Source organism: Streptomyces nymphaeiformis (genome assembly GCF_014203895.1).
GTDB classification, from domain to species: domain Bacteria; phylum Actinomycetota; class Actinomycetes; order Streptomycetales; family Streptomycetaceae; genus Streptomyces; species Streptomyces nymphaeiformis.
Genome location: NZ_JACHJY010000002.1, coordinates 17470 through 37800, shown reverse-complemented (window position 1 = coordinate 37800; position 20331 = coordinate 17470). Strand labels below are relative to the sequence as shown.

Below are 20331 nucleotides of genomic sequence, written 5' to 3'. Positions count from 1 at the left end.
TCTCCTTCGTCGGTCGTGGCCGCGCCTCCGGCGAGGCGGGCGTCGGGCACGCTACCCCGCGCCGAGGGACCGTCAGATGCCGGGCCCGTACCCGGGATCCGGGCCCTGCCGCGGATGCCACCAGGCGGCGAGACCCCACAGCGCGAGCCCGGCGACGGCCACGCAGACGAGCACGGCCGCCCACGGCCGGAGCCACCGGGTGGCCGCCGCCCAGGTCAGCGGAGGGACGACCAGACCGGCGAAGAGGATCAGCGGCACGTCGACGAGGATCACTCCCCAGTCCCGGGCGTGCGCCTCGAAGCCGCCGTCGATGCTGTACGAAGCCCGGGGCAGCGCGTAGGCGCCCGCGACGGCGACGCCGACGACGGCGAGGAGGCAGCCGACGGCGCCCTCCATCCGGTCCCGCGCTTCCTCTGACGGGTTCTCGCTCATGCCCGGGACGGACGCGGGAGGACGCCGCCCGGTTCCGTACGGGAGAAGTCGCCCGCTACCGCGCCAGGACGATCGCGGTGAGCACCACTCCCTCGCGCACGAGCCAGCGGCCGGTGAAGTGGTTCCGCCGGACGCGGCCGGTCACCGGGCCGGGGACGAGGAGCCGGGCGGTGAACGTGCCCGTGTCGTGGCCGTGAGGGTCCGGGGCCGGTTCGAAGTCGACCGCCGCCTCCTCGAACCCGAGCTCCCGGCGGGTCAGCGGGTACCAGGTCTTGAAGACGCTCTCCTTGGCGCTGAACAGCAGCCGGTCCCAGGGGACGCCCGGTGTGCGGGCGGTCAGCGCGTCCAGGTGGCGGCGCTCCCCGGGAAGCGACACGCCCGCCAGGACCCCTTCGGGCAGGGGCGCGGCCGGTTCCGCGTCGATGCCGAGCGACAGCACGTCCGAGGTCCTGGCCAGGGCGGCGGCCCGGTATCCGGCGCAGTGGGTCATGCTTCCGGCCACGCCGTCCGGCCAGCGCGGCTCCCCGCGCGGCCCCGGCGTGAGGGGGGTCTCGGGCAGGCCGAGGCGGCGCAGCGCGAGCCGTGCGCAGAGCCGTACGGTGGCGAACTCGCGCTGCCGGCCCACGACGGAGCGCGCGACGGCGGCGGCCTCCTCGGGGAAGAGGGTGACGGGCTCGGCGTCGTCGCGCCGGAAGACGGAGACGACGGCGTCCGGCAGCAGCTCCGCGATCACCGGGCGCGCCTCGCGGGGAGTGTGATCCCGTACCGGCGCTCCGTGCCGTACGCGCTCGTGCGGACGTCCTCCAGGACGCGGTCGAGGCCCGGGTCCGGGGCCCGGTGGGGTTCGAGCATGTGCGCGACAGTACCGGTCCCGGGCACGCGGCCCGCCGTACGGCCCTGCCCGCTCGCCGAGCCGCCGGCCGCGGGTGAGCATGGGGGACGGGATCCTGCCGGGGGCGAGTCAGTGCTGGAGGCACGCGTGGCGCACCAACGCTCCACCACCGACGTCCTGATCGTGGGCGCGGGTCCGGTCGGTCTGAGCGCGGCCGCCGAGCTGCGCCGGCACGGCGTGCACTGCCGGCTCGTGGACCGGCTGCCCGCCCGTCTCCCGTACGCCAAGGCCGTCGGGATCCAGCCGCGCACCCTGGAGCTCTGGGACCGGATGGGTCTGGTCCGGGACGTCCTGGAGGCCGCCGTGCCGCTGCGCGGTCAGCTGGCCTTCGTCGACGGCCGCGAGCGGGACCGCATCGAGCTGACCATGCCGCCCGAGGTGCCGTACGGCTTCGCCGCGCTGCCGCAGTACGAGACGGAACGGCTCCTGGAGCGGTACGTGGCCCGCATGGGGACGGTGATCGAGCGCGGTACGGAGCTGGTGTCGTTCACCCAGGACCGGGACGGGGTCACGGCGCGGCTGCGCACGGCGTCCGGGGCCGACGAGGAGCTGCGGGTCCCGTATCTGATCGGCTGCGACGGCGCGCACAGCGTCGTGCGGAAGACGCTGGGCCTGTCGTTCGAGGGCGGCGCGTTCCAGGAGGAGTACATGCTGGGCGATGTCGTGGCCGACTGGGACCTGCCCTCCGGCTACGGCATCCGTTCGACCCGCCTGGGCGCCGACGGCTCCCCCGGCGACGTGCTCGTGTGCATCCCGCTGCCGGGGGCGGGGCGCTACCGGATGTCGATGAAGCTCCCGCCGGAACTCTCCCCCTCCCGGGGCGCGGACGCCCCGGACGGTGTGGCGCACGGCCTCGAAGGCGGCCGGGGTCCTTCGCTCGCCGACCTCCAGGACGTCGTCGACCGGCTCGCGCCTCGCCCGGCGCGCCTTTCGGGGCTGCGCTGGTCCTCCGTCTTCCGCATCAGCCACCGGATCGTCGACCGGTACGGGCGGGGCCGGGTCTTCGTGGCGGGCGACGCGGCGCACATCCATCCGCCGACCGGCGCCCAGGGCATGAACACCGGTGTGCAGGACGCCTGCAACCTGGCCTGGAAGCTCGCCCTCGTGGTGCGGGGCGAGGCGGAGCCCGCGCTGCTCGGCACGTACGACGCCGAGCGCCGTCCGGTCGGCGAGGAGGTCGTCGGCCGGACCGTGCGGCACGCCGTGCGGGGGATCGAGGCCGACCCCGAGGACCGCAGGACGCTGCTCCTGCGCGAGGCGCAGCTGCTCGTCGGCTACCGGGGCGGTCCGCTCGCGGGCGATCCGTACGGTCCGGAGGGTGCGCCCCGGGCGGGCGACCGGGCCCCGGACTGCGCGGGCCTGACCACGCCGATCGCCGCGTATCCGCTGCGGCTCCTCGACGTGCTGCGGGGGCGCCCGGGGCACGTGGTGCTGTTGTACGGATCGGACGGCGCCGAACTGGCCGGGGCCGCCGAGGCGGTGCGGGCGGTCGGCGACCTCCCGGCGATCGTGATCCTCGCGGCGGACGCGGACGAGACGGCGGGTCCGGGCGACCTGTCCTCACGTGGCGGCGTGTCGAGGTCCGGTGGCCCGTCCTCGCCCGGTGCCGCGTCCGTGTCCGGCGGTCCGTTCTCGCCCGCCGACCGGTCCGTGCCCGCCGGTCCGTCCGTGCCCGTCTACCGGGACACCGCCGGGGAGTTCGCTCGGCTGTACCTCCCCGACGGTGCCACCGGTCTCGTCGTCCGTCCCGACGGGCAGCTCGGTGCCCGTTTCCCGCTCGCCGGGACCGCCGCCGCCCTGAGCGGTTATCTCAGGGCCCTGTCCGTGCGGCAGGACGCCCCACTACGGCACCCAGTGGTTGCCTGAGGCGGTGATCATGACCTGGAGCTGGATGCTGGCCGAGAAGTAGCTGCTCGTGTCGATCGGAGTCGCCAGCATCTTGCTCCACAGGGCGTCGAGCCAGGCCTGGCTGCCCGGGTCGGTCATCGCCGCCACCGCGAACGGCGCGAAGAAGGCGGCCTCGCTGCCCGAGGAGATCTGGGTGCCGTTGAGCTTGTAGCCGACGGCGATCTTGTTCGGGTCGCCGCCGGTCTTCGTCTTGATCCAGCCGTTGACCTTGCGGGCGGCCGCGAGGGACGTGGCGTCGCCGCTGGTCACGGCGTCGTCGCCGATGCGCCAGGGGGTGCGGCAGGCGTTCCACCAGTACGCGCCGTCGTTGGGGTCCTCCAGGACCTGGCCGGGGGCGGGCCTGGGCGTGGTGTCGGTGTCGACGACGAAGTCGGGCAGGAGTCCGGTGCCGGAGGCGTACGTGGACTGGAGGCGGGAGATCTGCGTCTGGTGGGCGTTGCGCACCGCGTCCCAGGTGGTGTCGCCCGAGGCCGCGCGGAAGGCGCGGAAGTGGTCGGCCATCCAGTCCGAGGTGCGGGTGATGTAGTAGTACTGGTCGCCCGAGCTGCTCCAGTCGCCGAGCTTCAGGAGTTTGGTCGTCGCGTTGACCTCGTCCTTCTTGATGGCGGCGATGTGCTTGAGCGCGAGGTCCTTGTAGTTGTAGGTGCCGGTGCTGCCCCACTGCCTGTCGGCGAGGAGCAGGCCGTAGGCCACGTCCATGTCGCCGTCGGTGGCGCCGTCGCCGCCGTTGACGCTCTTGCAGGCGGTGTCCTGCTCGGCGGCGAGGAGGTTCGGGTTGACCGAGGAGGGGTGGTCGATCTTCCACTTGACGAGACCGTCGAAGATCTTCTTGGCGTCGGGGTCGGCGCCCGCCATGGTGGCGGTGACGACCATGCCGTACCCCTGCGCCTCGGCGACGTACGGGTGGTCGGCGTCGGGCGAGATGACCTGGTACCAGCCGTTGCCGCAGTTCTGCCGGACGAAGGCGGCCTTCCACCGGTTGTAGTAGTCGACGACCTTCTGGTCGAGGGCGGACTGCGTGCCGGAGGGCTTCAGGATGCCGGCGGCGTACGGCTTGAGGTGGCTGCCGAAGGGGACGGCGGGTCCTCCGCCGCCCCCGCCGGTGCCGGTGGGCGCGCCGTACACCTCGAACTCCCAGAGGGAGTAGCCGTACGGCGTGCCGCGACCGGTGCCGTACATCCGGACGTAGCGGCCGCTGCCGGAGACCGTGAGGTCGTCGGTCGCCCCGTCACCGGCGGTGGTGGAGTAGACGTCGGTCCAGTTCGTGCCGTCGGTGGAGGTCTGGATGCGGTACGCCTTGCCGTACGCGGCCTCCCAGTCGAGCTTCACCCGGGAGATCGTGTGGTTCGCCCCGAGGTCTATCCGTATCCACTGCGGGTCGACCCCTTCGGCGCTCGCCCAGCGGGTGGCCGTGTTGCCGTCGACCGCGAGGCCGGGCCCGAAGGCCGAGGTCTCGACGGACGAGGCCGTCACCGCCTTTCCGCCGGACACGAGGCCGTCGGCGGCCTGCGCCTGCGGCAGGACCGTCAGGGGCAACGCCAGCAGACCCGCGAGCCCGAGAAGCGTGACGCTTCGTCGACGCATGTCAACTCCCTTTCCCTCCATGGCCAATCGTTAGGAAATATTCCTAACCATTGGCCGGGAGAGTAGAGAGGCCGCCCACCCGGCGCAAGACCCCGCGCACGGGGGAAGTCAGCCGCGCGCGTCCCGCAGCGCCGTGTGCACCGACCAGACCACCGACACCAGCGGCACCGCCACGACCGCGCCCACGACGCCCGCGGCGATGGAGCCCGCGACCACCGAGACGGCCACCACCAGCGGGTGGAGCCGCACCGCCCAGCTCATGACGAGGGGGTGCAGCAGATGTCCCTCGATCTGACCGATGATCACGATCAGGGCGACGACGATGCCCGCCACCAGCGGGCCCTTCGAGGCGAGCGCCACGACGGCGGCGATCGCGAGGGCGATCGGCGAGCCGATCAGCGGGATGAAGGCGGCGAGGAACTCCAGGAGGGCGAGCGGTACGGCGAGGGGGACCCCGAGGGCCCAGAGGGCGATGCCGACGAGCACCGCGTTCGTCGCGGCGACCAGGACGATGCCGTGCGTGTAGCCGGTGAAGGTGCTCCAGGCCGCTCGCCCGCCGAGGGCGACGCGGTCGCGCACCGAACTCGGGAGCTGCTTCTGGAACCAGGACCAGTGCCGGTCCCCCGAGTGGATGAAGAACACCGCGGAGAACAAGCCGAGGACCAGCGTGGCGAGGACGGTGACGACGTGCCCGGCTCCGCTCACCGCCGTGCTGAGCAGGGCGGACCGGTGACTGGAGAGGTAGTCGCCGATCTTGGACTGCACACCGGAGAGCGCGTCCGGGGCGAGGCGGAACGGCGGCCGCTGCAGCCAGCGTTCGATCCGTCCGACGCCCTCCCGGAACTCGCGCACCAGTGTGGTCTGCTCCCCCGCGACCGCCTCGCCGACCAGCACGAGCACTCCGAGGACGAGCACGATGCTGACGAGCAGGGTGAGGGCGACCGCGAGCGACCGGGGCAGGACCCGGGCGACCTGGTCGGCGACGGGCCGGAGCAGCGCGGTGATCACCAGGCCGAGGAAGAGGGCCACACCGATCTCGTGGAAGCGCCCGAGCACCGCGAACAGGCTGTAGACGAGGAGGCCGACGGCGAGCAGCCGCCACGCGTAGGCGGCGGCCGTACGGAGGAAGGGGCTGACCGTCGGGGGGGTGGCTGGCTGCATGGCCATCGACGTACCACCGCAGCTTCACGGGGCCACGCCCGCGGCGGCGGATTCGCCCGACCCGGTCCCGCCATTCGGCCGTCCGGTGTGCAGAATGGTCCCCGATTCCGGTGTCTTCACTTTCGGGGGAACGTGACGTGTCCAGACTGAACCGGTGGTGCCTCGTCCTTGCCGTGGCCGCTCCTCTCGCGCTCGCGGGCTGCAGCAGCGCGCCGCCACCGCTGGAGTTCGGCGCGGCGAAGCCCTCGGGCCCGAAACTCGCCGCGCACCCGGCCGCGAACGCCTCGCTGCCGCTCGCCGAGTGGCCGAACGCCTGCGAGGTGCTGAGCGACGAGGAGATCCGGGCGATCCTCCCGCAGGCGACCGACTTCGCACGGGACCCGGTGAAGGTCACGATCATCGACTTCAACCCCCTGTCCGAGTCCGCGCCCGGCACGACCGGCGACGTCCCGGCGGGCGGCTGCGAGTTCAGGTTCGGGCTGCCGTCCGAGTACGAGAGCGAGCACAACAGCAGCGTCAAGGTCACCTTCACGGCCATCGCCGACCCCGCGCTCGTGGAGCGGAACTACGCCGAGGACCTCAAGTCGGCGCGGAAGCGGGCGGCCGAGGGCACGTACAAGAAGGAGTTCCGGGACCTCGGCACCTCGCTCGGCACCGAGGGCTGCTTCCTGCCGGACGTCTCCGACGGGCCCACCTGCCACCAGGGCCCGTACCAGTTCGAGGTGAGCGGCATGTCCACCGCGGACGGCGTGGGCGAATACCCGGCGTCGAACCGGAACTGGAGCGAGAAGGTCCTCACGCAGGTCGTGCGGACGCTGGGTCCCCGCATGCCATGACGGTGACGGGCCCGGTCCCGGCGACCGCCGCGACGGCCGCCCGGTCCCGGTCGGTCCACTCCAGGAGTCGCAGACCCTCCTGGCCACCGGCCTTGAACCGGGCCTCGCCGCGCACCCACAGGCGGAGCAGCGCCGCGTCCGGGTCCGGGGCGGCCGCCGCCTCCCGGAGTTCGGCCTCGGCCTCGGGAACAAGGCGCCGCAGCACGGGGAGGGGGCCGGGCCGGCGCCCCTCGGGTTCCACGTCGATGCCGACCGGTCCGGGGCCGACGGCCGCCGCGACCAGACCGTCGGCGTGGCTCAGGCTGACGCCCAGCCCGGGGAGGCGGCTCAGGTAGGGGCGGCCGTGCCCGTACCGCCGGCATCCCCCGCAGTACTGCTCCGGACCCGACTCCTCGGGCGGGAGCCCGGTGAACCGGGCGACGCACCACCGGACCAGGAGGCGGGCGGCGAGGACGTCGTCGCGGCGGCCCGGCACCCGGATCCGGTCGAGCCGCCGGCGCTCCCAGGGCGCGAGGAGGCCCTCGTGGAGTCCCGGCAGGTCCAGGACCTCCCCGGTGGCGGCCACCACGGCCAGGGCGTTCAGGGGCGGGGGGTCACTGCGCGCCACTCAGGAAGCGCTCCTGGACGCGCCCGATGGTGCGGAAGTCGTCGATGGTGACCTCCTGGAGGTCGATGGAGCTGTCGGACAGCTCCTCCAGGAGGTCGATGAACTCCAGGAAGTCCATGGAGTCGATGAGCCGGGCCTCGATGAGGTCCTCGTCGGTGTCGATCGGACCGTCGAGACCCGGGTTCTTCTCGTGGAGCCACGCGACGATGGGGTCCATGGGGGGGTGCTCCTTGCTGTGCCGAGTACGGGTGGAGGTGCGGAAGGAAGGCGTGCCGTCTACGCGGCGGCGGCCTCGCGCAGCCGGTCGAGCGCCTGCTCGGGGCTGCCGTGGGCGAGGATCATCGCGTGCACCCAGCGCTCGACGCCGAAGGCGACGCAGGCGCTGTACGCGGGGCCCGCGGAGCCGGCGCGGATGTCGAGGCGCTCGCCGAAGAAGTTGCGGTGCCGGTTGACGGAGGCGATGGCCGTGCCGTCGGGGGCGCTGAACTCGTGCTTGACGGGGTCGAGCGCCATGAGCCGGGCGCGGGAGCCGCCCTTGTCGTAGAAGGGGTCGTCGGCCACGGCCCGGTCCAGTGCGAGGCCGAGGCGTCCGGCCAGTTCCTGGATGAACTCGGCGCCCCGGTCGAGGTGTTCGAGCGAGCCCTGCTTCGTGCCGAGGTACAGGACCTCGCGCATGTGGAAGCCCCACAGGCGCTTGAGGCCGTCGTAGTGGGTCTCGTTGCGGAAGCAGCGGCCGGCGGCCGAGAGCCGCAGCCCTTCCTCGCCGACGTCCCGGCCCTCCAGGGAGAGCAGCAGGCCGTAGCAGGTGGCGGACGGCAGGAGGTAGCCGGTGGGCCGGAGCGGCAGTTCGCCCGGGGACTCCCCCGCGGCGAGGCCGTCGAGCGCGTCGGGGGCGAACCGCCCGGCGGAGACGCCGAGATGGGGGAAGTTGCGGAAGAAGTCGAGGCGCGCGAGGCCCTCCACGGAGAGCAGCGGCGGGCCCACCACCTCGGGGGCGGAGAGGCGCGCGGCCAGGCCGGTGAGCAGCTCGTCCAGGCCGTGGAGCAGGGCGGTGCGGACCGGGTCCAGGGTGATCAGGCCCGCGCCGGGGCTCTTGAGGCCGCCGTCCGGGAGGACGGTGGTGCCGGGTGTGCTCATGGAAACGGGACTCCCTCTGGGCGTGGGCGAACAGTCACGGCGTGGGGTCCTCGTCGACCACGGCACGGCGGAGAAGCCGCCTGACGCTCCCTCAGGGGCCGGCCTGCGCATGGGGACCCTAAGCCAGTTCACCGAAGGTTGTCTAGACCAAAGGGGCCGTGTCGCCGAACCAACCCGATTGCCAACTGCACACACCCGGGGAGCACTTGACAGAAGTGATGGTCTAAACCAATTCTTCTGAACGACGTGGCCGCCTGACCTCCGGCCACCGCCTCTGGAGGGACCCCATGACGACACCCGCCCCGCACCGCCCTGCCCGCCGACCCCGGCTGCACCGGGCGGCGTCGGACCTGCCGTACTTCAGCGCGGACGGCGAGTCGTACCTCGCCCAGACCACCCTGCGGGAGCTGAAGAAGTCACGGCCGCTGCGGGTGCTCTCCGAGGAGGACTTCGCCCACTGGCAGACGTACGGCTACGTCATCGTCCGCGAGGCGATCCCGGCCGCGGCCGCACGGCGCCTGCTCGACTTCACCTGGGACTTCCAGGGCCTCGACCCCGAACGGCCGGACAGCTGGTACGAGGACCGCCCGTTCCGCTCCGAACTAGACCAGCAGCTGCACGTGTACGGTTTCGTGGAGGCGTACCACCACCAGCTGCTCTGGGACAGCCGACAGGCCCAGCGGGTCTACGACGCCTTCGTGGACGTGTGGGACTGCGAGGAGCTGTGGGTCACCCAGGACCGCCTCAACCTCAACCCGCCCAACGTGCGCAACCGCGACCGCGCCCTCATCGAGCCCACCGACCGGGGCTTCGACATCGATCTGCACTGGGACATCGACACCACGCTCGGCGTGCCCCCGCAGCGGGTGCAGGGGATCATCGCGCTGAACGACACGAGCCCGGAGTCCGGCGGCTTCCAGTGCTGCCCGGAACTGTTCCGCCGGTTCGAGGAGTGGAAGCTCGGCGAGCCCGCCGACCGGGACCCGATCCGCCCCGCCGTGGACCGGACGGAGTTCCCCGTCGTCCGCCCCGATCTGCGCCCGGGCGACCTGCTGATCTGGAACGGCCTCCTCGCCCACGGCGTGGCCCGCAACACCTCCGCGGACCAGGTGCGGGCGGTCCAGTACCTGTCGATGATGCCGGCCCTGGAGGAGCACACGAAGCTGCGGAAGTCCCGGGTCGAGTCCTGGCGGCACCTGCGCACCCCCCGCTGGAACCGCACCCTGGTCGGCGACCCCGTCCTCCACGAGTCCAAGCGCTACCCGACGGCCACCCTGAACGAGCTCGGAAGCCGCCTCCTCGGGCTCACCTCCTGGAACGAACCCCACGGGACCACGGGCGAGGAGGCGGCGTGCGCCGTGTCTGCCTGACCCTGCCCACCCACCGCGCCTGCTCCGGGACGATCCGGGCCGTCGCGGCGGAAGCCGCCTACGGCGCCCGGGAGTTCGACGTCGAGGTGCACCTGCTGATCCTGGACTCCTCTCCCGCACCCGTCCTCGCCGAGCACCGGCGGACCGTGGCCGCGCTGCCCTCGGTGCCCCGCGTGGTCGTCCACCACTTCGACGAGGCCGCCCAGCGGGACCTCCTGCGCGAGGTGATCGTCCGGTCCGGCGCCGCCGAACCGGACCGCGTGCTCGGCCTGATGCTGCCGGACCGGGTGTCCTACGGCGCCTGCACCAACCGCGCCTTCCTGCTCGCGGAGGCGCTCGGCTGCGCCTCGGTGCACCGCAGGGACTCCGACAGCCGCTACCAGCACCTGGACGGGGAGCCGGTCTTCCCGCTCCACCACGAGCTGGCGGCCCTCGGCCGGCGGGCCTCCGACGTGGCCGGGCTCGTGTCCCGGAGCAGGCTCGACCCCGCGGCCGCGCACCGGCCGGTCTCCCTGGTCGGCGGCTCCTTCGTCGGCGAGATGTCCGTGGACGTCGAGGAGATCCGCAGGCTCGACCCCGTCGTGTACGAGGACGTCATCGGCCTCTCGGTCCCGGACGGCTATCCCGAGATCTGGCGCCGCAACCTCATCGCCGAGTCGTTCCGGGGTGCCGGGACCGCCGCGTTCACCGGAGACCTGACCACGCTCACCACCGTCGGCCCCACGCGCGTCGACATGTGCAACATCGCCCTCGCGCGCGAGGTGTACGGCCGGGTGCCGCTGCCGCCCGCCACCGACACCATCGGCAGCGACTACCTCCTCCTCCACCTGGTCCACGACGCCCGGCTGCCCGGAGTGCTGCACAACCGGCACATCGTCAACTTCCACACCGGAGAACGGCGTTCCGACAGCGGATTCCTCGCCTACCAGCTGCGGTTCACGAAGTTCCTGCTCGCCACCCCGCACCTCCACTCCGTGTACGCGGGGACGAAGGCGGCCGGCGATTCGCTGCTCGACGCCGGGGGCGGGCTCCGCGCCGACGCCGTCGCCGCTCTCGTCCGGGAGAGCACCCGGCTCGACCGGGCCGAGAACGCCGAGCGCCTCGACGTCGTCGACCGCTCCTACCGCAAGCTCGGCGGCCGCTACACCGAGGCGGCGGACTTCCTCGCCGCCCGCCGCGAGCCGCTGATCGACGAAGTCCGGGAGGACATGGCGGAGTTCGCCCTCCTCATCGACGCCTGGGCGGCCGTCGTCCGCGCGAGCGGGGACCACGAGCTGTCCTCCGGGGGCGCCGCATGACGAAGACGTACACGATCACCGTCGCCTACGCGGGCGGGGAGCGGCGCCGGGGGCCCGTCACGATGGGCCAGGCCAACATGATCCGCTGCATGCTGCGGGACGAGCCCGAGCACATCAACATCCACGCCGTGTGGCCCGTGCCCGAGGGGACGCGGACGGAGTCGGCGATCGACGCGCTGCGCGCCCTGGTGGTGCGGCACGAGGCACTGCGGACGACCTTCCCCCACGCGCCGGGCGAGGCGCCGCGCGAGCAGGTCGTGGCCTCGGAGGGAGAGTTCACGGTCACGGTCCTCGATCACGACGAGGTTCCGCCGGACGCCGCCGGGTACGCCGACGCGGTGGCCCGCCGGGACCGCGTCGGCCGCTTCCACCTGGACCGGGACTTCGGGCTCCGCGTCTCCCTCGTCGCCGTGGCCGGTGCTCCGGTGTTCGTCGCCCTGGCGGCGAGCCACGCCGTGACGGACGTGAGCGCGCTCTCCGTCCTGGAGGAGGACTGGCTCGACCTGCTCGCCGGCCGGACGCTCCCCGCCGTGACGGCGTTCACCCCGCTCGACCTCGCCGCCGAGGAGGCGACCCCGGGCGGGCTCCGGAAGGCCGAGGCGTCCCTGCGGCACTGGGAGCGGATCATCCGCACCGGCCCGCAGGCGATGTTCGCGGAGCCGGGCGCCGTGGGCACGGAGGTCGAGGCGGAGCAGCTGACGCTCCGCTCGCTGCGGGGCGCCCGCGCGCTCGCCCTCGTGGCGGAACGCACCGGCGGCCTGCCGTCCACGGTGCTGCTCACGGCCTGGTGCGCGCTCGTGGCGCACCGTGCGGGCCAGTCGTCCTGCGTGGCCGCCGTGCCGACCTCCAACCGGTTCCTGCCCCGGCTGGCCCGCTCGGTGAACACCGTGTCGCAGGACGCGCTGCTCCGCCTCGACATGGGGGTGCCGTCCTTCGACGCGCTCCTGGGCAAGGCGTGGGGGGCGGCGCTCAACGCCTACCGGCACAGCCAGTTCGACGCGGTCCGCCTCTGGGACATGATCGACGCCGTCACCCACGAGCGGGGCAGCCGCTTCGCCCGCGACGTCGTCTTCAACGACGTCAGCACGCTCCCGGCGGCGGCCGGATCCACGGGCGGGTCCGACGGGCCCGAACTGGACGTGGTCCGGGGGCCGGTGCAGGTGCTGCCGACCCGGATCCTGACCTTCGTCCACGAGACGGCGCCCCTGCTCCGGCTCGACCTGTGGGTCGATCCCGCGCTCTTCGCCCCGGACGAGGCCGAGGGATTCCTCACCGGTCTGGTACGGCTCCTGGAGGCGGCCGCCACCGAGGACGTGCCGCTGGCGGCGCTCACCGGGGTGACGGGCGTCCGGCCGGTCGAGCGCGGCGCGGGCTGGGTCCGGGTGGACGGCTCGTGGGTGTCGCCGCGCGAGGTGGCGGAGGTGCTGGGCGGGGCGCTGGGAGGCGTACCCGTGCAGGTGACTCCGGACGAGGACGGCCTCACCGCGTACCTCGCGTGCGGCGGCTCCCCGCTCACTCCGGCCGACGCGCACGCGGCACTGATGGACGCCCTCCCGGGCCGGCCGGGGGTGCTGGCCCCGCGCCGGTACGTGATCGTGCGGGACGCGCCGGCGGAGGCGGACCGGGACCGGACCAGCGCGTGGCTCCGGCAGCGGATTCTCAGGGAAGGGGCCGGCCGGGACCGGCGCATGTGACATGACGACGAATGACGTGACGATACAGACGGCGGCGAACTCCCTTCCCAGCCCGTGGCGTTCTCCGCGCTTCCGGCTGTTCTTCGGTGCCCGCAGCACCTCGCTCCTCGCCGACGGCATGCTGATGGTCTCGCTGACGACCGCCGTGCTCGGCGCGGGGTACGGGGCGGCGGGCGTGGGCTACGCGCTGGCCGCGTGGATGGCGCCGATCGTCCTGCTCGTGCTGTTCGGCGGGGTGTTCGCCGACCGGTTCACCCCGCAGGTGATGATGGTCGGCGCCGACGTGGTGCGGATGGTGGCCATGCTGGCGCTCGCGGTGCTCCTCGCCGCCGGCGACATGCGGCTGTGGCACATGATGGCGCTGCTCGCGCTCAGCGGCGCCGCGACCGCCATGTTCCAGCCGGGTCTGGCGAGCCTGGTGCCCCGGGTCGCCGAGGACATCCAGCGGGCCAACGCGCTGCTGCGGATCTCCGAGTCGATCTGCACCCTGCTCGGTCCGGGCCTCTCCGGCCTGCTCGTGGCGTACGGGGACGTCGCCGGCTCCTTCGTCGTCATCGCGGCCTTCTACGCCTGCAGCGCGCTCGGTCTGGCGCCGCTGCGGAAGCTCGGCACGGCCCGGGACGAGAGCGACGAACCGATCCTGCGGCGGCTCGCCACCGGATGGCACGAGTTCCGGTCCCGGTCCTGGCTGTGGGGCGTGATCGCCGTGTGGTCCGTCTACGGCCTGTTCGTCTTCGGCCCGGCCCTGCCGCTCGGCGCGGCGCTGCTCACCGAACAGCACGGCGCGAGCGGTTACGGCTGGATCGCCTCCGCCGACGGCGCCGGCACGATCGTCGGCGGACTGCTCGGCATGCGGGTCCGGCCGCGCCGCCCGCTCGTCGCGGGCGCGTGCGCCATGTTCTTCTTCTCCCTGAACCCGCTGGCGCCCGCCCTGGGGTGGAACTTCACCGTCACGGCGCTGACCGGTGTCGTGGCCGGCTGCGGGTTCGCCTTCTGGGGCGTCATGTGGGCGACGAGCGTGCAGTCGCACATCCCCCTCGCCGTCCTGAGCCGTGTCTCCGCGTACGACGTCGCGGGCTCGATCATGGTCATCCCCCTGGGCCGCGCCCTGTCCGGCCCGGCCGCCGAGAGCGTGGGCGCCGACCGCGTCCTGCTCTTCTCGTCCGTCACGGGTCTGCTCCTGATCGCCGTCATGCTCTCCGTCCCGGCCGTCCGCGCCCTGCGCCGGGCACCGGAACCGGCCACCGACACCGAGGGCGCCACGGGCGCCGGCTGAGCGCCCGACGGCCCCGGGGAAGCAGAGGGAAACAGCTGTGCGATTGTCGGTCGCGCGTGATAGTCACTACGTCCACGGGGCGGGTGATCACTGACCGCCCCGTTCGGACACAGCAAGGGGTGGGGACATGGCGTTGCTCCGTGATTGGGGGCTCACGCTGGGGAAATGGACGGGCCGGCCGGCCGTACGGCTGGTGAAGGACTCCGGGGATCCGGACGTCCCCCGCGTCCGGGAGGCCGCGCGGGCCGGGGACTGGGCCACGGTGCGGAAGGTGCTCGAAGCGCACCCCGAGAGCGAGGGCCGCACGGAACTCCTGTGGGCCGTCGGCGACACCCCCGGCGTGGAGCGGTGGATCACCCCGGTCCTCGAAGCGGAACCGGAGGCGGCGCTGCCCCGGCTCGTGGCCGGAATCCGCCACCTCAGCTGGGGGTGGGAGGCGCGCACCGCGGCCCGCGCCAAGGACGTCTCGCGCGAGCAGTTCGAGGTCTTCCACTCGCGGCTGCGCACGGCCGAGGAGTGGCTGTACGAGGCGGCCGAGCGCGAACCGCTGTGGACCTCTCCGTGGTACGGCCTCCAGATCACCGGGCGCGGCCTCGAGGTCGGCCAGGTCACCGCGCGGCGCCGCTTCGAGGCGACGGTGCGACGCGACCCGCAGCACCTGGAGGCGCACCAGCAGCAGTTGCAGCAGGTCTGCGACAAGTGGGGCGGTTCCCACGCGGAGATGCACGCCTTCGCGCGCGCGTCCGCGTTCGGCGCCCCGGGCGGCACCCACCTGGGGCAGCTCGTCGCCGCGGGACACCTGGAGGAGTGGCTCTCCCTCGACCCGGGTGCGGACGCCGCGTACATGCGGCTGGCCGAGGTGGCGAAGTCCCTGCGGGAGGCCGCCGAGCACTCCTACCGGCACCCGGACTTCGTCCGGCGGGGCGGGTGGCTCCAGGTCCTCAACACCTTCGCGATGGCCTTCTCGCTGGCCGGGGACCAGGAGGCCGCCCGGGAGTGCTTCCGCGCCACCGAGGGGCAGGTCACCGAGTTCCCCTGGTACTACCTGGACGGCTCCGACCCCGCCGCGGCGTACCGCAAGCGGCGTTCGTCGGCCGGTCGCTGAGCCGGGGGCCGCGCCGGTTCGGCCCTCTGCGCGCCACGCGTCGGCCGGGCCGTCCGGTCGTGAGGCCGCCGGCCCCTCCGTACCCCTTCCGTACGTCCTCCGTACCCCTCCGTACGCCTTCCTTCCGCTTCCCGTCCGCGCCCTCCCGGCACGGACGGGCCCACCGAAAGACTCCGTCAGGTGCACCCTTCCGAGTCCGCCCACACGTTCCAGGTCGATCTGCGCGGCCTGGTCGACCTGCTCTCCCACCACCTGTACTCCAGCCCGCGCGTCTACCTGCGCGAACTGCTGCAGAACGCCGTCGACGCCATCACCGCGCGCCAGGCGGTCTCTCCCGGCGCCCCCGGCACCATCACCGTCCGCACCGGTGAGACCCTGACCGTCACGGACACCGGCATCGGCCTCACGGAGGCCGACGTCCACCGGTTCCTCGCCACCATCGGGCGCAGCTCCAAGCGGACCGCCGACGGCGCCCTGGACGGCGCCGGTCTGGACGCCGCCCGCGGGGAGTTCATCGGCCAGTTCGGCATCGGTCTGCTGGCGTGCTTCGTCGTGGCCGACGAGATCACGGTGGTGAGCCGCTCCGCGGCCGACCCGTCGGCGCCCGCCGTCGAGTGGCGCGGCCACTCCGACGGCCGCTACACCATCCGGACCCTGCCCGCCTCCGCCGCGCCGGAGCCGGGCACGACCGTCCGCCTGACCCCGCGCGCCGACAACGCCGAGTGGACGAGCCCGGACCAGGTCGTCTCCCTGGCCCGGCACTACGGCGGTCTGCTGCGGCACGAGGTCACCGTCGTCGGCCCCCGCGGCGAGACCCACCGGATCAACGAGGCGCCGCCGTGGGAGCGGGAGCACCGCTCCCCGCTGGCCCGCCGCGAGGCCCTCGCCGCGCACTGCAAGGACCTGTTCGGCTTCGCACCGCTCGACAGCGTCGAGCTCGACCTGCCGGCGGCCGGTCTGCGCGGTGTCGCCTACGTCCTGCCGACGGCCGTCAGCCCGGCGCAGCGCGCGGGGCACCGGGTGCACCTCAAGGGCATGCTGCTCACCGACCAGGCACCCGAACTGCTCCCGGACTGGGCGTTCTTCGTCCGGTGCGTGGTCGACACGACGAGTCTGCGGCCGACCGCTTCGCGGGAGGCGCTGTACGAGGACGGCACGTTGTCCGCCGTACGGGACGCGCTGGGCGACCGGATCCGCGACTGGCTCACCGGGCTCGCCGCCAGCGACCCGTCGCTCCTCCACCGCTTCATCGACACCCACCACCTCGCGGTGAAGGCGCTGGCCCGCTACGACGACGAGCTGCTGCGGATCGTGCTGCCGTGGCTGCCGTTCGAGACGACCGACGGCAACGTCACCCTGGAGGAGTTCGCACGGACGCACCCGACGGTCCTGGTCGCCCGCAGCGTCGAGGAGTTCCGCCAGGTCGCGCCCATCGCCTCGGCCGCCGGTCTCGGCGTCGTCAACGGCGGCTACACCTACGACCGGGACCTGGTGCACCGGCTGCCCGAGATCCGTCCGGGCACGACCGTCACGGACCTCGACCCGGCCACGGTCACCGCCCACCTGGACGCGGTGGACCCGACCGCCGAACTGCGCGCCGCGGCCTTCCTCGCGGTCGCCCGGGAGACGATCGGCGTGCACGACTGCGACGTCGTCCTGCGCGACTTCCAGCCCGTCACCGCCCCCGCGCTGCTCCTCGACAACCGGGAGGCGCGCCACGAGCGGACGAGGTCGGACCTCGCCGCCGGAAGCGACGGCCTGTGGGCCGACATCCTCGGTTCGCTGCGGCAGGAGACCCCGCGCGCCCAGCTGGTCCTGAACCACCTCAACCCGCTGGTCCGGCAGGCGATCACGATCACCGAGCGCGGCCTCGCCGTGACGACCGCCGAGGCGCTCTACGGCCAGGCGCTGCTGCTCAGCCGCCGCCCGCTCCGCGCGAGCGAGAGCGCCCTGCTCAACCGGGCCTTCATCGGTCTGCTCACCCACGCCATGCACCACCCCGGCACGGACGCCACCGGCACCGGGCCCCGGAAGGAACTGTAGAGATGCTGGACACCCCCGAGGCCGTCTTCGAGGCGCTGCGCGAGAACCACGACCGTCCGCACGGACTGCAGCGGACCGTGACCGCGGAGGAGCTCGTCGAGGCCGCCGAGCCCTTCGAGAAGCCGGACACGCTCGTCACGGCCCTCCTGGAGCTGATGACGGCGTACGAGTTCACCGGCGAGCACCGCAAGTCGCCCGTCGTCTTCGCCCGGCTGCTCAAGCTGTGGGACACCGCTCCCGAGTCCTTCAGCGAGTGGGAGGCGCACCAGGTCTTCTGGCGCTTCAAGTGGGTGACGACGTCCCTGCTCCAGGTGCCCGAGATGCCGCTGGCCACCGTCCGGGGGTGGATCGACCAGATGCGCGTCCGGTACGCGGAGGCCGGGCACGGTCTCCAGCCGGTGGCCGCGATGCGCTACCACGTCGCCGCCCACACCGGCGTGGACGTCGCCGACGCCTACGACCTGTGGGCCACCCGTACCCGCACCGACCTCAGCGACTGCGAGGCCTGCGAGACCCGGCACCTCGCCTGGCACCAGGTGACGGCCGGCGACGACGCCGGAGCTCTCGACAGCTGGGCCCCCGTCCTCGGCGGGGCCCAGAGCTGCTCGGAGGAACCGCAGGTCAGCCAGGCGCAGGCGCTGCTGCCGCTGCTGCGCCTCGGCCGCGCGGACGAGGCCCGCTCGCACCACCTCTCCGGCTACCGGCGGGTCCGGGGCAACACCGGCACCCAGGAGTCGGTCGGCCTGCACCTGGAGTTCTGCGCGCTGTCCCGCAACGAGGGGCGCGGCCTGGAGATCCTCGCGGAGAACCGTCCGCTGTTCGAGGCGACCGGCGCCCCGCTGGCCCACCTGGAGTTCCTGACCGGGGTGGAGGTCCTGCTCGCCCGGCTCGTCGGGGACGGGCACGGGGACGCCCCCGTGGCCGGGCCACCGGGACGGAGCTGGACGGCGGACGGGCTCCTCGCCCACGTGCGCGCCGAGGCGGACCGGCTCGCCGCCGCGTTCGACGCGCGCAACGCCACCACGGCCGTCGGCGACCGCCGCCGCGAGCGCCTCGCCCGGCGCCCGCTGCTCGACGAGCCGCTGCCGCTGGGCCTGCGGGCGTCCGTCGGCCGCGCCCCGGTGGTGGCGCCCGCCGCGCCCGCCGTCGACAGCCCCGAGGTTCCCGAGGACTTCGTGGAGCTGGTGCGCGAGGCGCGGCGCATGGCGCGGGTGGGGCATCCCGGCGACGCCCGGCTCTGGACCCGCATCGGGGACCGCCTCGCCGACGGCTCCGCCGCCCATGACGACCGGCTCGGCCCGGAGGACCTGCTGCGGGCCGAACTCGCCGCCCAGCGGGCGTACGTGCTCACGCGGACGGGCCGGGACGCGGAGGCGATCGCCGAGCTGGAGCGGGCCGCCGTCCTCTACGAGGGCATCGGGATGCCGTGGCAGGCGCTGTCCACCCGCAGCCGCGCCCTCGCGTGGGCGGCCGCGCCCGATGTGACGGAGGGCGCGGCGCTGCCGGACGCCGACGCGGTCCGGTCCGGCCTGGACGAGGTCCTGCGCGAGGCGGAGCGTCTGACGACCGAGGCGCCGCTCACAGGCGGGGCACTCGGGGAGGGCGAGGCCGTGGCCGGCGACGACGTGGCGCTCGACCGCCGGCTCGCGTACCTCGCCGTGCTGTACTCCCGCACGTTCGCCGCGTATCAGGCGGTGGTGCGGACGTTCCCGGAGGTCCCCGACGGCGCCCTGGAACGCTTCGAGGAGTGTGCCGGCACGATGCGCGCCGAGGCGGAGCGTCTTTCCCTCCCCCACCACGTGGCCAATGTGCGTCAGTTCGTCGCCGAGGTGGCGGGCCGGCGCGGTGACACGGCCGGCGCCGAGGCGGAGCTGCGGGCCGCTCTGGTGGACAACGAGGCGGCGGAACGTCCCTGGCGCAGTGGGCGTCCACGCGCCCTGCTCGCCCAGTTCCTCCTCGCCCGGGAGGAGCCGGCGGAGGCGGCGGAGCTGCTGCACCGGTCGATCGCGGACGCCGTGCGGTACGACGACGCCGACTTCCCGATGGCTCCGACGTACAGCCTGCTCGGCCACGCGGCCGCGCACCTCGGGGACACCGCGGGCGCCGTGCGCCATCTGTCGGAGGCGGCCGCACGGTTCGACCAGGACGGGGCCGCCGACGAGGCCACCGACGTACGGCTCCAGCTCGCCGACGTACTGGGCCGCTCGGGGCAGCAGGCGGACGCCGTCGCCGTCCTGGAGTCCGTGCTCGCCGACGGGGCGGCCGCCACGATCGGCGAACGGCCGCTGGCCCAGGCGCGACTGAACCTCGCGCGCGGGCTGCGGGAGCTGGAGGAGCACCTGGCCGCGGCCGAGGAGTTCCTGCGGCTCGCGGACACCGTCGCCGCGTGGGGGGACGGCGGCCCGATCCTCACCCTGGTGGCGGCGGAGGCGGCGACCACGCTGGCGCTCGCCGGCCGCTGGGACGCGGCGGACACCGCGTACGAGCGGGCGCTCGCCGCGCACGCCGAGGCGCCCCATCCGCACCTGATCACGCACATGATGCGCGAGTTCGCCCGGCTCACCATGGTGGCCCGGGAGGCCGAAGGGCTCGACGCGGCCCTGGAGCACCTGACGCGGGCGGACGAGGTGCTCGGCGCCGTCCCGGAGGACGCCGAGGGCTTCTCGTCCTGGTACGAGAGCGGCGAGGTGCACTACCGGCGTGCCCGCGTCCTGGCGGAGGCGGACCGCTTCCCGGAGGCCCTCGCCGAGGCGGAGGCCGCGATCGCCGCCCACGAGCGGGGCGGGGACGCGGGAGAGGTACCGCGTGCCGAGGCCGTGCGGATCGCCGCCCTGATCGAGGGGAACGGTCTCGGCCGGACCCAGGAGGCGGCCGCCCGGCTGACGGCTGCGGCCGCGCGCTGCCGGAAGGCGGACCTCCCGGAGGCCGCCGAGATCCTCGACGCCCTGCGGCAGGACTACCGGTCCCGCGCAGGGAGCTGACCGCCCC

The 20331-nt window shown here is 73.8% G+C and carries 17 protein-coding genes; 9 read left to right on the top strand and 8 right to left on the bottom strand.

The genetic code is table 11. The features are described 5' to 3' along the window. Nucleotides 1-72: 72 nt before the first annotated feature. From GGE06_RS06205 to GGE06_RS43355, 3 genes are read right to left on the bottom strand one after another with little or no spacing between them, the layout of a single operon-like run. Complete coding sequence (locus GGE06_RS06205; RefSeq protein ID WP_116157499.1) at nt 73-432, bottom strand: hypothetical protein; 360 nt, start codon at nt 430-432, stop codon at nt 73-75. Nucleotides 433-487: 55 nt separating this feature from the next. Further along, nucleotides 488-1165 carry a 4'-phosphopantetheinyl transferase family protein gene (locus tag GGE06_RS06200; RefSeq protein ID WP_184930202.1) on the bottom strand — a complete coding sequence of 226 codons (678 nt, stop codon included), beginning with the start codon at nt 1163-1165 and terminating at the stop codon, nt 488-490. After that, nucleotides 1162-1284 (bottom strand): hypothetical protein, encoded by a 123-nt coding sequence (locus GGE06_RS43355; protein ID WP_281402301.1) that lies wholly within the window; start codon nt 1282-1284, stop codon nt 1162-1164. The genes GGE06_RS06200 and GGE06_RS43355 overlap by 4 nt, the downstream gene beginning before the upstream one ends. Nucleotides 1285-1411: 127 nt before the next feature. Here GGE06_RS43355 and GGE06_RS06195 point away from each other — a divergent pair, with 127 nt between their 5' ends. Continuing rightward, nucleotides 1412-3190: an FAD-dependent monooxygenase gene (locus tag GGE06_RS06195; RefSeq protein WP_312883037.1), complete on the top strand. Its 1779-nt coding sequence runs from the start codon at nt 1412-1414 to the stop codon at nt 3188-3190. On the opposite strand, the gene GGE06_RS06190 is transcribed toward GGE06_RS06195, so the two are convergent. Further along, complete coding sequence (locus tag GGE06_RS06190; RefSeq protein WP_116157502.1) at nt 3167-4816, bottom strand: glycosyl hydrolase family 8; 1650 nt, start codon at nt 4814-4816, stop codon at nt 3167-3169. The genes GGE06_RS06195 and GGE06_RS06190 overlap by 24 nt on opposite strands. A gap of 108 nt (nt 4817-4924) precedes the next feature. Beyond that, on the bottom strand, nt 4925-5977 hold the full coding sequence (locus GGE06_RS06185) for an AI-2E family transporter (protein ID WP_116165183.1): 1053 nt from the start codon (nt 5975-5977) through the stop codon (nt 4925-4927). Nucleotides 5978-6114: 137 nt separating this feature from the next. Between GGE06_RS06185 and GGE06_RS06180 the strand changes: the two genes are divergently transcribed. Next, the gene (locus tag GGE06_RS06180) at nt 6115-6813 is read left to right on the top strand and encodes a hypothetical protein (protein ID WP_184930201.1); all 699 of its coding nucleotides are present in this window, start codon (nt 6115-6117) and stop codon (nt 6811-6813) included. Here GGE06_RS06180 and GGE06_RS06175 read toward each other — a convergent pair. Genes GGE06_RS06175 through GGE06_RS06165 form a run of 3 tightly spaced genes read right to left on the bottom strand, consistent with a single transcriptional unit; the run spans nt 6773 to nt 8557 of the window. Beyond that, nucleotides 6773-7420: a 4'-phosphopantetheinyl transferase family protein gene (locus GGE06_RS06175; RefSeq protein ID WP_116157504.1), complete on the bottom strand. Its 648-nt coding sequence runs from the start codon at nt 7418-7420 to the stop codon at nt 6773-6775. The two genes, GGE06_RS06180 and GGE06_RS06175, sit on opposite strands and share 41 nt — an antisense overlap. Further along, nucleotides 7407-7637 (bottom strand): acyl carrier protein, encoded by a 231-nt coding sequence (locus GGE06_RS06170; RefSeq protein WP_116157505.1) that lies wholly within the window; start codon nt 7635-7637, stop codon nt 7407-7409. Before GGE06_RS06170 ends, GGE06_RS06175 begins: the two co-directional genes overlap by 14 nt. Nucleotides 7638-7696: 59 nt before the next feature. Next, nucleotides 7697-8557 (bottom strand): class-II aminoacyl-tRNA synthetase family protein, encoded by an 861-nt coding sequence (locus GGE06_RS06165; protein WP_184930200.1) that lies wholly within the window; start codon nt 8555-8557, stop codon nt 7697-7699. 287 nt (nt 8558-8844) lie between these two features. On the opposite strand from GGE06_RS06165, the gene GGE06_RS06160 reads away from it, so the two are divergent. The 7 genes from GGE06_RS06160 (at nt 8845) to GGE06_RS06130 (ending at nt 20324) form a co-directional block, all read left to right on the top strand. After that, a complete protein-coding gene (locus GGE06_RS06160) occupies nt 8845-9927 on the top strand; it encodes a phytanoyl-CoA dioxygenase family protein (protein WP_116157507.1) in 1083 nt (360 codons plus the stop codon). Then, nucleotides 9909-11225 carry a DUF6271 family protein gene (locus GGE06_RS06155; RefSeq protein WP_184930199.1) on the top strand — a complete coding sequence of 439 codons (1317 nt, stop codon included), beginning with the start codon at nt 9909-9911 and terminating at the stop codon, nt 11223-11225. Before GGE06_RS06160 ends, GGE06_RS06155 begins: the two co-directional genes overlap by 19 nt. Then, nucleotides 11222-12919 (top strand): condensation domain-containing protein, encoded by a 1698-nt coding sequence (locus GGE06_RS06150; protein WP_184930198.1) that lies wholly within the window; start codon nt 11222-11224, stop codon nt 12917-12919. The genes GGE06_RS06155 and GGE06_RS06150 overlap by 4 nt, the downstream gene beginning before the upstream one ends. A gap of 1 nt (nt 12920) precedes the next feature. Beyond that, nucleotides 12921-14195 carry an MFS transporter gene (locus GGE06_RS06145; RefSeq protein ID WP_184930197.1) on the top strand — a complete coding sequence of 425 codons (1275 nt, stop codon included), beginning with the start codon at nt 12921-12923 and terminating at the stop codon, nt 14193-14195. A 127-nt stretch (nt 14196-14322) separates the two neighbouring features. Further along, the gene (locus GGE06_RS06140) at nt 14323-15300 is read left to right on the top strand and encodes a tetratricopeptide repeat protein (protein WP_246532358.1); all 978 of its coding nucleotides are present in this window, start codon (nt 14323-14325) and stop codon (nt 15298-15300) included. A gap of 180 nt (nt 15301-15480) precedes the next feature. After that, complete coding sequence (locus tag GGE06_RS06135; RefSeq protein ID WP_116157511.1) at nt 15481-17343, top strand: HSP90 family protein; 1863 nt, start codon at nt 15481-15483, stop codon at nt 17341-17343. Between the two features lie 2 nt (nt 17344-17345). After that, nucleotides 17346-20324 carry a hypothetical protein gene (locus tag GGE06_RS06130; RefSeq protein WP_116157512.1) on the top strand — a complete coding sequence of 993 codons (2979 nt, stop codon included), beginning with the start codon at nt 17346-17348 and terminating at the stop codon, nt 20322-20324. Nucleotides 20325-20331: the final 7 nt, after the last annotated feature.

What these genes read in the sequence shown, in the direction of transcription:
- GGE06_RS06150 (WP_184930198.1), top strand. Translation starts at nt 11,222, where the DNA reads ATGACGAAGACGTACACGATCACCGTCGCCTACGCGGGCGGGGAGCGG.
- GGE06_RS06190 (WP_116157502.1), bottom strand. Translation starts at nt 4,816, where the DNA reads ATGCGTCGACGAAGCGTCACGCTTCTCGGGCTCGCGGGTCTGCTGGCG.
- GGE06_RS06170 (WP_116157505.1), bottom strand. Translation starts at nt 7,637, where the DNA reads ATGGACCCCATCGTCGCGTGGCTCCACGAGAAGAACCCGGGTCTCGAC.
- GGE06_RS06145 (WP_184930197.1), top strand. Translation starts at nt 12,921, where the DNA reads ATGACGACGAATGACGTGACGATACAGACGGCGGCGAACTCCCTTCCC.
- GGE06_RS06185 (WP_116165183.1), bottom strand. Translation starts at nt 5,977, where the DNA reads ATGCAGCCAGCCACCCCCCCGACGGTCAGCCCCTTCCTCCGTACGGCC.
- GGE06_RS06160 (WP_116157507.1), top strand. Translation starts at nt 8,845, where the DNA reads ATGACGACACCCGCCCCGCACCGCCCTGCCCGCCGACCCCGGCTGCAC.
- GGE06_RS06130 (WP_116157512.1), top strand. Translation starts at nt 17,346, where the DNA reads ATGCTGGACACCCCCGAGGCCGTCTTCGAGGCGCTGCGCGAGAACCAC.
- GGE06_RS06165 (WP_184930200.1), bottom strand. Translation starts at nt 8,557, where the DNA reads ATGAGCACACCCGGCACCACCGTCCTCCCGGACGGCGGCCTCAAGAGC.
- GGE06_RS06140 (WP_246532358.1), top strand. Translation starts at nt 14,323, where the DNA reads ATGGCGTTGCTCCGTGATTGGGGGCTCACGCTGGGGAAATGGACGGGC.
- GGE06_RS06205 (WP_116157499.1), bottom strand. Translation starts at nt 432, where the DNA reads ATGAGCGAGAACCCGTCAGAGGAAGCGCGGGACCGGATGGAGGGCGCC.
- GGE06_RS43355 (WP_281402301.1), bottom strand. Translation starts at nt 1,284, where the DNA reads ATGCTCGAACCCCACCGGGCCCCGGACCCGGGCCTCGACCGCGTCCTG.